Here is an 11,983-nt window from a genome sequence, read left to right as displayed (position 1 = left end):
GCCATGCACCGCCGCACCCTGCTGTCCGCGATCGCCGCGACCTCCCTGCTCGCCGTCACCACGGGATGCCAGGCCGACTCCTCGGCCGCCACCAAGGACGGCACCACGACCGTCACGCTCGCCCTGGACTGGACGCCCAACACCAACCACACCGGCATCTACGTCGCCCAGGCCAAGGGCTGGTTCAAGGACGCCGGCATCGACCTGAGGATCGTGCCCTACGGCTCGACCGCCCCCGAGACGCTGCTCGCCGCCCACAAGGCCGACTTCGGCATCTCCTACCAGGAGGGCGTGACCACCGCCCGGGCCGCCGGTGCCGACATCACCTCCGTGTACGCGGTCACGCAGAAGACGAACGTCACCATCGCCGTGCGCGCGGGCCGCGACGACATCAGCTCACCGAAGGACCTCGACGGCAAGACGTACGCCGGTTTCGGCGCCCCGTACGAGAAGCCGCTGCTCCAGAAGGTCATCCAGAACGCGGGTGGCAAGGGCGACTTCAAGCAGATCACCCTCAACACCTCGGCGTACGCGGCGCTCTACGCGGACAAGGCCGACTTCGCCATGCCGATGCCGACATGGGAGGGGCTGGAGGCGGAGCTGAGCGGCAAGCCGCTGAAGAACTTCCAGCTGTCCGACTACGGCTTCCCCGCGATCTACTCGACGCTCGTCGCGTCCTCGGACCGGTACCTGAAGAAGAATCCGGCGGTCGCGAAGAAGTTCCTCGCCGCCCTCGACAAGGGCTACCGGTACGCGGCCGACCACCCCGACCAGGCCGCCGACCTCCTCGTCGCCCAGAACAAGAGCGTGCTCACCAACACCGAACTGGTGCGGAAGAGCGAGCGGTTGCTGGCGAAGGAGTACTACAAGGGGCCGGACGGCGAGATCGGGACGCAGAGCGCCGAGCGCTGGCAGGCGTTCGCCGACTTCGAGTACCAGGCGGGGCTGCTGGTCGACGAAGACGGCAAGAAGCCGGCGAAGGCGCCGGACGCGTCGGAGTTCTTCACCGACGACTACCTCCCGGCCGCCAAGTGAAGCCGCTCCTGCGGTCGTTGTGGCCGCCGCTGCTGGTGCTGGCCGTCGTGGTCGGCGGCTGGCAGCTGTACGTGAGTGCCGCCGGAGTCGATCCGACGACCCTGCCGTCTCCCGCACGGGTGCTGGAGCAGGGCTGGGCGAACCGCGCGGACCTGTGGGCGCAGACCCTGCCCACCCTCCAGGAGACCCTGCTCGGTTTCGCCCTGTCCTTCACGGCGGCGTGGCTGGTCGCCGTGCTGCTGGACTTCTCCGCGGCGGCGCGGCGGGGCCTGTATCCGCTGCTGGTCGCCTCGCAGACGATCCCGATCGTCGCCGTGGCGCCTCTCCTCATCATCTGGTTCGGCTTCGGGCTGCTGCCGAAGATGCTGGTGGTGACGTTGACGACGTTCTTCCCGCTGGCCGCCAACCTGGCCGCCGGGTTCGCGGCGACCGACCGTGAGGCGATGCGGCTGCTGCGCTCACTGGGGGCGGGCCGGTGGCGGACGTTCCGCCTTGTCCGGGTGCCGAGCGCGATGCCGTACTTCTTCGCCGGGCTGCGGGTGAGCATCACCTACGCCGTCGTCGGTGCGGTCTTCGCCGAGTACGCGGGCGCGGAGGCGGGCCTCGGGATCTATATGCAGGCGCAGAAGAGCGCCTTCCGCACGGACCTGGTGTTCGCGGCGGTGGGCGTGACGGCGGCGCTGAGCATCGCCCTGTTCGGGGCCACGTATCTGGTGCAGCGGCTGGTGCTGCCCTGGGAACGGAAGGTCGGCACATGAGTTCGCTGCGCATCGAAGACGTCGGCAAGTCCTTCGGCGATCTGGAGGTCCTGCGGGACCTCGAACTCTCCGTGGAGCCGGGTGAGTTCGCGGCCGTGATCGGCCCGAGCGGCAGCGGCAAGAGCACGCTGTTCAATCTGGTCTCCGGTCTGGACCGGCCCACGTGCGGGCGGGTGCTGGTGGAGGGCGAGCCCGCCGGGGTGGCGTCCGGCAAGGTCGCCTACATGCCGCAGAAGGACCTGCTGTTCCCCTGGCGGACCGTGCTCGACAACACGGCCCTCGGCCTTGAGGCACAGGGCGTGCGGAAGAAGGAGGCACGGGCCCGGGCCGACGCGCTGTTCGCGGACTTCGGGCTCGACGGCTTCCAGAAGGCGTACCCGTCCCAGCTCAGCGGCGGGATGCGGCAGCGGGCCGCACTGCTGCGCACGGTCGTCCTGGAGCGGCCGGTGCTGCTCCTGGACGAGCCGTTCGGTGCGCTGGACTCGCTCACCCGGACCGAGATGCAGCTGTGGCTGGCGGACATGTGGCAGCGCCACCGCTGGACGGTCGTCCTGGTCACGCACGACATCCGCGAGGCCGTCCTGCTCGCCGACACCGTGCACGTCCTGTCGCCGCGCCCCGCCACCGTCGTCGACCGCTTCGAGGTGCCGCTCGCCCGCCCGCGCGGCGCGGACGACTTCACGGCACCGGAGTTCGCGGCGACCGAACGCCGGATCCTCGAGGCGTTGAAGGGCACGCGGACGGTGGGTGCGGCATGAGTTCACTCAAGGCACACGGCCTCGGCACCGAGCCCGCCGAACCCGACTGGCCTCCCCTCACGGACGCCGAGGTGACGGAGGTCGTCGGACCGGCGCGGGTGGTGTGGCGCAGCCCGCGCCCGCTGTCGGCGGCGGCCGTGGTCGAGCGGGCCGGCCGACGCCTGTTCGTGAAACGCCACCATGTCACCGTACGGACCCTCGAAGCCCTGGCCGAGGAGCACGCGTTCCTGCGCCATCTGCGGGAGCGGGGGGCGCCGGTGGTGGAGGTGCTGGACGTGGCGGAGCGCGGCGAGTGGACGTACGAGGTGCACTCGCCCGGTGACGGCATCGACCTGTACCGGGACGCCCTGTCCTGGTCCCCGTTCCGCTCGGCCACCCACGCCCGGGCGGCCGGTGAGGCGCTGGCCCGGCTGCATCTGGCGGCGGAGGGTTTCGACGCCCCTGCGCGCCAGGTGCGCCCGCTGGTGGCGTCGTTCACGGTGTTCGCGTCCGACGACCCGTGGACGGCCCTGGCGGAGTACGCCGCCCGACACCCTCACGTCGCCGACGGGCTACGGCACTTCCCCTGGCGTGAGGACACCGCCCGCGTGCTGATCCCTCTGTACCAGGACCTGGCCCCGCACCTCCCCCGCCTCACGCCCCTGTGGACGCACAACGACTGGCACGCCTCCAACCTCCTGTGGGACACCTCCGGGCAGGTCGCGACCGTCCTCGACGTCGGCATGAGCGACCGCACGACGGCCGTGCACGATCTGGCGACGGCGATCGAGCGCAACGCCGTCCAGTGGCTCCGCCCCGGTTGTCCCGTACGCGAGGCCGACGCACTGGCCCTCCTCGACGGCTACCAGTCCGTACGACCGCTCAGCGCGGCCGAGTCGGCGGCGCTGCCGGAGCTGTTGCCGCTGGTGCACGCGGAGTTCGCGCTCTCCGAACTGGGCTACTTCCACGGCGTGACCCGCTCGGCGGAGAACACCCGGCTGGCGTACGAGTACTACGTCGGGCACGCGGAGTGGTTCGGGGGTCGCGCGGGGCGACGGCTGCGGTCTACGATCCGCTCATGCTTGCGACGGAGGGCAGCACGGTCCCGGACCTGGAGCGATACGTCCGGCTGATGCTCTGGCTGTTGCCGATCACCGCGGTGCTGTGTGCCGCGTTCTGTGCGACGTTCCTCGGCGCGATGCGTCGCTCCAGGGCCGCCGGCGAGGCCCAGGTCGCCACGGCCAAGGCGCGCAACGCACTGGCGACCGCGCTGCTCGCCGCGTTCCTGGCGGCGTGCTGGGGCGGCGCCACCCTGCTGCTTCAGTAGCGGGCGGCCGTTCGGCGCGCCGTGTCGGCCACCAACTCCCTTACCTCCGGCGGTTCCAGCACCTCGACCTCCGGTCCGAAGCCGAGGAGCCGTCGGCAGGCGGCCCGGGCGTCGTCGAAGCGGAGATCGAGTCGATGGCCTCCCGCATCCGGGACGGCCCCCGCGGCTGACCGCGGGTCGCCCAGCACCGCGGGCAGTGCGGCGAGCCCCGCGTCCGACAGCCTTACGGTGACCCGGAGTTGATCGAGGCTCGCCTCGAACTCCGCCGTCCAGCCTGCCCAGAAGGCGGCCAGGTCGAACCCGGCGGGGCGCCGGAAGGACTCGGGCAGCATCTCGGCGCCGGTGATCCTGGCCGCCCGGTGGGCGCGGACGCCCCGGTCCGAGGCGACGACGAGATACCAGACGCCCGCCTTGGCGACGAGGCCCAGGGGATCCACGGTGCGGGTCCGGTCCCCGTGGGTGAGGCGCAGGCGGCGGTCTCGTCGTACGGCGTCCACCAGCGCCGGCAGCGTCGGCACCGGCTCCGCGGGCTGGAACCAGGCCTGGCTGTCGAGATGGAAGCGGGCCGCCGCGGCACGCGTGTCGTCGCGGCCGGACGCGGGCAGCGCGGCCAGCAGCTTCAGCCGTGCCTGGGCGAGCGCGTCACCGAGCGCGATCCGCTCCAGCGGCCCGCCCGCCGACACCGCGAGGAGCGCCGTCGCCTCCTCCGCGCTGATCCCCAGCAGCGGGCTGCGCCAGCCCTCGATCAGCCGGCACCCGCCGCCCGGTCCGCCGCTGGCCACGACCGGCACACCGGCCGCGCTCAGCGCCTCCAGGTCGCGGTAGACGGTACGGACCGACACCTCCAGCTCTGCTGCGAGTTGACGGGCCGTCATCCGCCCCCGGGCCTGGAGGCAGAGCAGCAGGGACAGCAGCCGGTCCGCGCGCATTTCCCGATCACCTCATCGCCGTACGACTGACAGAGGATGTCAGCCATCGGGCCCTAACGTCTCCCTGGACCCCCGTAGAGGAGACAGCACATGATCAACGGTTATGTTCTCGGCGAGAGCCTGCGCCCCGGTGCCGAGTTCGCCCCGCCCGGGCTTCGCGTCCGTGCCGTGCGCCGGCTCGATGTCTCGGACAGCGCTCGGGCCGGGCAACCGCCCTTGTGGACGCTGGTCGAGTGGGAGGCGGACGACGGTCTGTCGGCGTCGATCGCCGACGCGCTCGCCGCGGCGCTGGAGCCGGCGCACGGGTGGTACGCCGACTTCGTCGCCGGTGACGAGCGCGTCGTCGTCTTCGCCGGAAGGGTGTTCCGGTATCGGCGCGGCGACCGGCGAGGCCGCGCCGAGGCGATCGCGTACGGCAGGTCCCTGGGGACCCCCGAGCATCAGCTCGACTGGAGCGAGTGACCTCGCCTGCGCCACTCGGCGGCGAGCAGCTCGTAGGAGCGGACCCGGTCCGCATGGTCGTGGGTGATGGTGGTGAGGAGCAACTCGTCGGCGTCCGTGGCCTCCTGGAGCTGTTCCAGGCGGTCCGCGACCGTGGTCGGAGAGCCGACGAACCGGGTGTCGAGGCGGTCCTGGACCAGTTCCTGGTCCGCCTCGGTCCAGGGGTGGGCGCGTGCCTCGTCCGGGGTCGGGAACTCGATGGCGCCCTCGGCGGTACGGATGCTGCGCACCCATGGGCCGTAACCGGTGGCCCGTTCACGCGCTGTGGCGTCGTCCTCGGCGACCACGACATCGGCGGAGACGCTGACGTACGGCTTGTCGAGGACGTCGGACGGCTGGAAGAAGGACCGGTAGCCGTCCACGGCCTCCAGGACCGTGGCCGGGCTGACGTGGTAGTTCGCGGCGAAGCGCAGGCCCCGCGCGCCCGCGACCTCCGCGCTGGTCCCGCCGCTGCTGCCGAGGATCCACACCTCGACGTCGGCGCCCTCGCCCGGCACCACGTGCGCCTCCACGCCGTCGTCGGTGCGGTAGGTGCCGGCCAGCAGCGCGAGCAGGTCGTCGATCTGCTCGGCGTACTCCTGCGACTCGGCGCCCGGGAGCAGGAGCAGCTTGCGCTGGAGGGCGATGCGGGGCGAGCCCAGGAGGCGTTCGAAGGAGAAGCGGGGCGGTACGACGAGACCGTTCGGGGCGTGGCCCGGGGGCGGCGGCTCCGCGGCCGGTTGTCCCGGTGGGCGGCCGCCGGAGCGGCCGAGGCCCAGGTCGAGGCGGCCCGGGTGCAGGGCGTCGATCAGGCCGAACTCCTCGACCGTGTTCAGCGCGGTGCGGTGACCGAGCTGTACGGCTCCGGAGCCGAGCCGGATCGTGGAGGTCGCGGCGGCCGTCAGCGCGAGCACGACCGCCGGGGAGGTGCCCGCCACCCCGGGGTTGAGGTGGTGCTCGGCGAACCAGTAGCGGGCGTAGCCCAGTCGCTCGGCGCGCCGGGCCAGGTCGATGGAGTTGCGCAGGGCGTCGGCCGCCGTGGAGCCGCTGGAGATCGGGACCAGGTCGAGGATGCCGAGGGGGATGTCAGGCATGGACGGGCTCCTCCCGTACGGGTTCCCACGCGAACGGCGGGTCCGGGATGTCACGCCGCAGTACCGGGGCGACCCGTGACTGGAACAGCTCCAGTGAGTCCCGGTGCTGACGATCCGTCAACCCATGCGCATCCGCGTGTAGATGGAGGACGGTGTGCCCGAACTGCTCGTGGTAGCGGTGCACCTTGTCGATGATCTGCTCGGGGCTGCCGATCAGGGCGGAACTGCGCTCGACGAAGTCCTCCAGGGTCTCGAAGACCACGGGGAGGCCCGCCTTCTCGTAGAAGGCGAGGTTGGCCTCGAAGAGCGGCCGGTAGACGTCGAGGGCCTCCTGGGAGGTGCGGGTCACCAGGAGCCCGGCCGTCCCGGCACCCACCGCGATGTCCGCCGGATCGTGCCCGTAGTGCTCCCACCGCTCGCGGTAGTAGCGGATCAACTCGGCATACGGCTCTATGGGGTTGGTGACGTTGGCCGAGAAGAGCGGGTCGCCGTAGCGGGCGGCCAGGTCGACCGACTCCTTGCTGGTGGCGCTGCCGTGCCAGACCCGCACCGGCCGCTGGTAGGGCCTGGGCCACACCTCCGCCTCCTTGAGCGGCGGCCGGAAGCGGGTGTCGGCGGTGACCTTGTCCTGCCGCCAGATCTGCCGGAAGACCTCGTAGCTCTCGGCGTTGCGGTCCCACTGGTCCTCGGGGGTGACGTGGAACAGCTCACGCTGGGCGGTGCCGTTGCCCTTGCCGATGATCAGGTCGAGGCGGCCCTCGGAGAGGTGGTCGAGGGTGGCGTAGTCCTCGTAGGCGCGGACCGGGTCGAGCAGGCTGAGGGTGGTGACCGCGGTGAACAGGCGGATGCGGCGGGTCAGGGCGGCGATGTGACCGAGGACGACGGTCGGCGAGGAGGAGAGGAACGGCCGCTCGTGCCGCTCCCCCACCCCGAAGCCGTCGAAGCCCAGCTCCTCGGCCAGCACGGCGTTGTCGAGCACCTCGCGGAACCGCTCGTGCGTCGACTTCAGCACCCCGGTGACCGGGTCCGGTCGGTGCACGATCAGCGTGATCGCGAGGAACTTCACGACGCGGCCCGTTCGCCGCGCACCTCGTCCGGGTGGGCGAGGCCGAGGTGGTCGCGCAGGGTCGTGCCCTCGTACTCGGTGCGGAAGACGCCTTGTTCCTGGAGGAGCGGGACGACCTTGTCGGCGAAGACGTCGAGGCCGGTGGGGGTGATGTGCGGGACGAGGATGAAGCCGTCGCTCGCGTCGGCCTGGACGTACTCGTTGATGGTCCTGGCGACCGTCTCCGGGGAGCCGACGAAGGTCTGCCGGTTCCCGGTGTTGATGACCAGGTCGCGGATGGACCACTGGTTGGCGGCGGCCAGTTCGCGCCACTCGCGGGCGGTGGCGAGCGGGTCGCGGTACATACGGACCTGGGCGCGGCCCTTGGAGATGTGGTTGTCGCTGACATCCGGGTCGATGTCCGGGAGCGGGCCCTCCGGGTCGTACGAGGACAGGTCCCGGTTCCAGACGAACTCCAGGTGCTTGAGGGCGGTGGCCCCGCTGACCTGCTGCCGGCGCACCTCCCTCGCGAGCTCCTCGGCCTCTGCGTCGGTGTCGCCGAGCGCGAAGGTGGCGGCGGGCAGGATGAGCAGGTCGTGGTGGCCGCGGCCGTACTTGGCGAGGCGGTTCTTGACGTCCGTGTAGAAGGCCTGGCCCTCCTTGAGGGCGGCGTACCGGCTAAAGATGGCGTCGGCGGACGAGGCGGCGAACTCGCGGCCCTCCTCCGAATCGCCGGCCTGGAAGATCACGGGACGGCCCTGCGGGGAGCGCGGGACGTTGAACTGGCCGTGGATGTCGAAGTGTTGGCCGGAGTGGACGAAGGCTCCGGCCTTCGCGTCGCGCAGGAAGACACCGGTCTCCTGGTCGGCCAGGATCTCGTCGCCGTGCCAGGAGTCGAAGAGCTCGCCGGCCGTGGCGAGGAACTCCTTGGCGCGTGAGTAGCGCTCGTCCTGCGGCAGGAAGCCGCCACGGCGGAAGTTCTCGCCGGTGAAGGCGTCCCAGGAGGTGACCACGTTCCAGGCGGAGCGGCCGCCGGAGAGGTGGTCGAGGCTGGCGAACTGGCGGGCCACCTCGTAGGGCTCGTTGAAGGTGGAGTTGATGGTGCCGGTCAGACCGAGGTGTTCGGTGACGGCGGCGAGCGCGGAGAGGATCGTGAAGGTGTCGGGGCGCCCGACGACGTCCAAGTCGTATATGTGCCCGCCCTGTTCGCGGAGCCGGAGGCCCTCGGCGAGGAACAGGAAGTCGAACTTGGCCCGTTCGGCGGTGCGGGCGAAGTGGGCGAAGGAGCTGAACTCGATATGGCTGCCGGCCTCGGGGTCGCTCCACACGGTGGTGTTGTTGACGCCCGGGAAGTGGGCGGCCAGATGGATCTGCTTCAGCGGCTTGGTCATGGCTGTGCGGTCCTTCCCGTCTCAGGCGGCGGCGTAGCGGTTGGCGGGGCGGGTGAGGCCCAGCAGGCCGCGCAGGGTGTCGGCTTCGTAGGCGGTGCGGAAGGCGCCGCGGCGCTGGAGTTCGGGAACCAGGCCCTGGGTGATGGCCGGGAGGTCGTGGCCGAGGACGGCGGGGCGGAGGCGGAAGCCGGTGAGCCCGGCGGTCTGGAACTCCTGGAGCAGGTCGGCGAGTTGGGCGGGACTTCCGGCGAAGATGCGGGCGTCGCTCTCGTACGGCTCCCCCGCCACGGCGTCGAGCCGCTCGCGGCGCGCGAGTGCCGTCGCCGGGTCGTCGTCGAGGAAGACCACCAGGTCCCCGAAGACATGGACGGGCTGGTCGGCGCGGCCCGCCGTCTCCTGCTCGGCCCGGATCTCGGCGACGATCGCCCCGGCCCCCTCGGTGTCGAAGGGGGTGACGTATCCGACGTCGGCCTGACGGGCCACCAGCCGGTACGGGACGGTCTGGTGGGCGAGGGCGGTGACGAGGGGCTGGCCCTGCGGCGGGCGCGGGGTGATGGAGGGGCCCTTGACGCTGAAGTGGCGGCCCTCGAAGTCGATGTAGTGCAGCTTGTCGCGGTCGATGAAGCGGCCGGTGGCGACGTCCCTGATCTCGGCGTCGTCCTCCCAGCTGTCCCAGAGCCTGCGCACGGCCTCGACGTAGTCGGCGGCCTCGTCGAAGTACTCGCTGACGAGTTCTTGTCCGGCCGGGCTCTGGAGTTCGTCCAGGGTCAGCTGCGGGACGGTGCGGCGCCCGAAGTGCGCGGCCTCGTCCGGGCGGGGCGAGATCTGCACCCGCAGGCCGGCGCGGCCGGTGCTGACGTAGTCGAGGGTGGCGATCGCCTTGGAGATGTGGAACGGCTCGGTGTGGGTGGCGATCACGGTCGGCACCAGGCCGATGTGCCGGGTCAGGGGAGCGACGCGGGACGCGATCAGTACGGCGTCCAGGCGACCGCGGACCTGGTCGGTGCGGCCGTCCAGCCCGCCGAAGACCGAGGACTGCAGGCCGAGTCCGTCCTCGATGGTCACGAAGTCGAGCAGTCCGCGCTCGGCCTCGGCGACCAGGTCGGCCCAGTAGCGGGCGGTGAACAGGTCACCGGGGCGGGCCACCGGCTCGCGCCAGGAGGCCGGGTGCCAGCCGGTGCCGTCGAGGGCGACGGCCAGGTGCAGGGCAGAAGAAGGGGACACGAGAGGGTGCCTTCCTGGAGATCCGTACGAGAACACCGGCCCGGGCACACGGCACTCAGGGCACGGCGGAGAACAAACGGGTCAGGGGCGACAGAGCGCGCCGGCGACGCGCTGGAGGTCGATGTGCAGGCGGAGGTGAGGGATACACATGTCCCTGCCTCCCGTTCTGTCGGCGCGCGCCTCGTCGCACCTCACAACGCCTCCGCCCCGGCATCTGTTCCGGGGGCGCGCACCTGAAGGATGGTCGTACGGCGGCGCAGGGTGAAGCCGAGCGACTCGTACAGCCGGATCGCGGTGGAGTTGTGGGCGGCGGCGTGCAGGAACGGGGTCTCGCCGCGCTCCACGATCCCGGCGGCGACCGCGCGCACCAGCCGGGTGCCGAGACCCCGGCCCCGGTGGGCGGGGTCGGTGCAGACGGCGCTGATCTCGGTCCAGCCGGGGAGGCGGAGCCGTTCCCCGGCCAGGGCGATCAGCCGGCCTTGGTGGCGGATGCCGAGGTAGGTGCCGAGGTGAACGGTGCGGGCGAGGAAGGGTCCCGGCCGGGTGCGGGCGATCAGGTCGAGGATCTCCGGGACGTCGCCCGCCCCGAGCCGTACGGCCTCCGGGGCGGGCTCGGTCCGCAGCAGCCCGGTGGCGACGAGCTGGACGCCCTGGCCACCGCCGATGACGTCCCAGCCGTCGGGAACCGATTCGACCCCCTTGACCTTGGCGGTGGCCCCCGGGCCGAGCAGCGCGTGCAGGTCGGCCCAGGCGGCCGGGTCCGCCGGGTCGGCGAGCGCGGCGAACGCGTACACGTCCGCCGGGTAGCGCGCCGCCCGGCCGAACTGTTCGGCGAACCCGGCGTGCGGGCCGTCGAGCGCGGCCCACACGGGGTTGTCCAACAGGTGGGTGCCCAGAGCGGTCTGGTGGGCCACGATGGCCTTTCTCTCAGTGGGTGATCAGGAGTTGGTGAGCGGCAGCCCGGGCGGGTTGACCTCGGACTTGGCGACGGCCTCGCCGGAGAGGTTCCAGGCCTTGAGCCACTTCGCGTACTGCCCGTTGTCGATCAGGTGGTTGATGGCCGCGGCGAGCGGCTTGGCGAGGCCGCTGTCCTTCTTGGCGGTCGCGGCGATCAGGCCCTGGAGGGTCTCGCCCGCACCGGAGAACTGCCCCGCGACACGGGTCGCCTGGGGCGTCTTCGCGGTCTGGGTGGTGTGGTACGAGAGGTTGGGGCTGGGGCCGAAGTAGGCGTCGATCTTGCCGCTGTTCAGGGCCAGGTAGAGGCTGTTGGTCTCCTGGAAGTACTTGACCGTGAGCTTCTTGCCCTCCTTCTCCAGCTTGGCCTTCCACTCCAGGAGGATCTTCTCCTGGTTGGTGCCGTTGCCGACGGAGACGGTCTTGCCGGCGAGGTTCTCGTAGTTGTTGTCGAAGTTCCAGGTGTTGTCCTTCTTCACCTCGAACGCGAGGTCGTCCTTGCGGTAGGAGGCGAACTCGTACTTCTGCTTGCGCTCCTCGGTGTCGGTGACGTTGGAGAACGCCACGTCGACCTTGCCGCTGTCGAGGCCGATGAAGAGGTTCTCCCAAGTGGAGCGCTGCACCTCGGGCTTGAGGCCGAGGACCGCGGAGACCAGTCGGGCGAGGTCGATCTCGGAGCCGGTGAGCGTCTTCTGGTCGCTGCCGATGAAGCCGAGCGGCGGGGCGCCGGAGGGCAGGGTGCCCGAGCCGATGACCAGCTTGCCGCTCTTCTTGATGTCGGCCGGCAGCAGGGCGCTGATGGACTTCACCTCGCCGACCTTCAGGGCGGTCTCGGTGGCCGCGCCGTTGGACAGCCGACCCACGGTCACCGTGCCGGCGGCGTCGTTGGTCTGGGTGGCGGCGTCGCTGTCGCCCCCGCAGGCGGCGAGCCCGGTGGCGAGGGTGGCGACGGCGGTGGCCGCGGTGATGCCCCGTATCAGGCTGCGTCGGGTGAGGTGGGTGCGCATGG

General features: G+C 71.4%; 13 protein-coding genes. 6 read left to right on the top strand and 7 right to left on the bottom strand.

Translation table 11 applies throughout. The features are described 5' to 3' along the window. Nucleotides 1-3 precede the first annotated feature (3 nt). From ACIHIX_RS35580 to ACIHIX_RS35560, 5 genes are read left to right on the top strand one after another with little or no spacing between them, the layout of a single operon-like run. Nucleotides 4-1,035: an ABC transporter substrate-binding protein gene (locus tag ACIHIX_RS35580; RefSeq protein ID WP_399963609.1), complete on the top strand. Its 1,032-nt coding sequence runs from the start codon at nucleotides 4-6 to the stop codon at nucleotides 1,033-1,035. Next, entirely contained in the window at nucleotides 1,032-1,793 is a 762-nt protein-coding gene (locus ACIHIX_RS35575; RefSeq protein WP_399963607.1) for an ABC transporter permease, read from the top strand. Before ACIHIX_RS35580 ends, ACIHIX_RS35575 begins: the two co-directional genes overlap by 4 nt. Then, nucleotides 1,790-2,551 carry an ABC transporter ATP-binding protein gene (locus ACIHIX_RS35570; RefSeq protein ID WP_399963605.1) on the top strand — a complete coding sequence of 254 codons (762 nt, stop codon included), beginning with the start codon at nucleotides 1,790-1,792 and terminating at the stop codon, nucleotides 2,549-2,551. The genes ACIHIX_RS35575 and ACIHIX_RS35570 overlap by 4 nt, the downstream gene beginning before the upstream one ends. After that, complete coding sequence (locus tag ACIHIX_RS35565; RefSeq protein ID WP_399963603.1) at nucleotides 2,548-3,663, top strand: phosphotransferase enzyme family protein; 1,116 nt, start codon at nucleotides 2,548-2,550, stop codon at nucleotides 3,661-3,663. The genes ACIHIX_RS35570 and ACIHIX_RS35565 overlap by 4 nt, the downstream gene beginning before the upstream one ends. Beyond that, nucleotides 3,609-3,857: a hypothetical protein gene (locus tag ACIHIX_RS35560; RefSeq protein WP_399963601.1), complete on the top strand. Its 249-nt coding sequence runs from the start codon at nucleotides 3,609-3,611 to the stop codon at nucleotides 3,855-3,857. Before ACIHIX_RS35565 ends, ACIHIX_RS35560 begins: the two co-directional genes overlap by 55 nt. Here ACIHIX_RS35560 and ACIHIX_RS35555 read toward each other — a convergent pair. Beyond that, complete coding sequence (locus ACIHIX_RS35555) at nucleotides 3,851-4,786, bottom strand: helix-turn-helix transcriptional regulator (RefSeq protein WP_399963600.1); 936 nt, start codon at nucleotides 4,784-4,786, stop codon at nucleotides 3,851-3,853. The two genes, ACIHIX_RS35560 and ACIHIX_RS35555, sit on opposite strands and share 7 nt — an antisense overlap. 90 nt (nucleotides 4,787-4,876) lie before the next feature. On the opposite strand from ACIHIX_RS35555, the gene ACIHIX_RS35550 reads away from it, so the two are divergent. Beyond that, on the top strand, nucleotides 4,877-5,248 hold the full coding sequence (locus ACIHIX_RS35550; RefSeq protein WP_399963598.1) for a hypothetical protein: 372 nt from the start codon (nucleotides 4,877-4,879) through the stop codon (nucleotides 5,246-5,248). Here the strand turns inward: ACIHIX_RS35550 and ACIHIX_RS35545 are convergent. The 6 genes from ACIHIX_RS35545 to ACIHIX_RS35520 form a co-directional block, all read right to left on the bottom strand. After that, entirely contained in the window at nucleotides 5,227-6,360 is a 1,134-nt protein-coding gene (locus ACIHIX_RS35545) for an LLM class flavin-dependent oxidoreductase (protein ID WP_399963596.1), read from the bottom strand. The two genes, ACIHIX_RS35550 and ACIHIX_RS35545, sit on opposite strands and share 22 nt — an antisense overlap. After that, complete coding sequence (locus ACIHIX_RS35540) at nucleotides 6,353-7,426, bottom strand: LLM class flavin-dependent oxidoreductase (protein WP_399963594.1); 1,074 nt, start codon at nucleotides 7,424-7,426, stop codon at nucleotides 6,353-6,355. Before ACIHIX_RS35540 ends, ACIHIX_RS35545 begins: the two co-directional genes overlap by 8 nt. Continuing rightward, nucleotides 7,423-8,796 carry an NtaA/DmoA family FMN-dependent monooxygenase gene (locus ACIHIX_RS35535; RefSeq protein ID WP_399963592.1) on the bottom strand — a complete coding sequence of 458 codons (1,374 nt, stop codon included), beginning with the start codon at nucleotides 8,794-8,796 and terminating at the stop codon, nucleotides 7,423-7,425. Before ACIHIX_RS35535 ends, ACIHIX_RS35540 begins: the two co-directional genes overlap by 4 nt. 21 nt (nucleotides 8,797-8,817) lie before the next feature. Then, nucleotides 8,818-10,020: an LLM class flavin-dependent oxidoreductase gene (locus tag ACIHIX_RS35530; RefSeq protein WP_399963590.1), complete on the bottom strand. Its 1,203-nt coding sequence runs from the start codon at nucleotides 10,018-10,020 to the stop codon at nucleotides 8,818-8,820. Nucleotides 10,021-10,211: 191 nt separating this feature from the next. Then, nucleotides 10,212-10,934 (bottom strand): GNAT family N-acetyltransferase, encoded by a 723-nt coding sequence (locus ACIHIX_RS35525; RefSeq protein ID WP_399963588.1) that lies wholly within the window; start codon nucleotides 10,932-10,934, stop codon nucleotides 10,212-10,214. A 24-nt stretch (nucleotides 10,935-10,958) separates the two neighbouring features. Continuing rightward, nucleotides 10,959-11,981 (bottom strand): ABC transporter substrate-binding protein, encoded by a 1,023-nt coding sequence (locus tag ACIHIX_RS35520; RefSeq protein ID WP_399963586.1) that lies wholly within the window; start codon nucleotides 11,979-11,981, stop codon nucleotides 10,959-10,961. Nucleotides 11,982-11,983: the final 2 nt, after the last annotated feature.

It is taken from the genome of Streptomyces sp. NPDC051913 (assembly GCF_044593635.1).
Lineage (GTDB): Bacteria > Actinomycetota > Actinomycetes > Streptomycetales > Streptomycetaceae > Streptomyces.
Note: the sequence above shows the minus strand (reverse complement) of the source record. Positions and strands in the feature narration are given on the sequence as shown.

Bases quoted from the DNA above. Each gene is read 5' to 3' on its own strand.
- ACIHIX_RS35580 (WP_399963609.1), top strand. From the start codon at position 4: ATGCACCGCCGCACCCTGCTGTCCGCGATCGCCGCGACCTCCCTGCTC.
- ACIHIX_RS35570 (WP_399963605.1), top strand. From the start codon at position 1,790: ATGAGTTCGCTGCGCATCGAAGACGTCGGCAAGTCCTTCGGCGATCTG.
- ACIHIX_RS35565 (WP_399963603.1), top strand. From the start codon at position 2,548: ATGAGTTCACTCAAGGCACACGGCCTCGGCACCGAGCCCGCCGAACCC.
- ACIHIX_RS35560 (WP_399963601.1), top strand. From the start codon at position 3,609: ATGCTTGCGACGGAGGGCAGCACGGTCCCGGACCTGGAGCGATACGTC.
- ACIHIX_RS35555 (WP_399963600.1), bottom strand. From the start codon at position 4,786: ATGCGCGCGGACCGGCTGCTGTCCCTGCTGCTCTGCCTCCAGGCCCGG.
- ACIHIX_RS35550 (WP_399963598.1), top strand. From the start codon at position 4,877: ATGATCAACGGTTATGTTCTCGGCGAGAGCCTGCGCCCCGGTGCCGAG.
- ACIHIX_RS35545 (WP_399963596.1), bottom strand. From the start codon at position 6,360: ATGCCTGACATCCCCCTCGGCATCCTCGACCTGGTCCCGATCTCCAGC.
- ACIHIX_RS35535 (WP_399963592.1), bottom strand. From the start codon at position 8,796: ATGACCAAGCCGCTGAAGCAGATCCATCTGGCCGCCCACTTCCCGGGC.
- ACIHIX_RS35520 (WP_399963586.1), bottom strand. From the start codon at position 11,981: ATGCGCACCCACCTCACCCGACGCAGCCTGATACGGGGCATCACCGCG.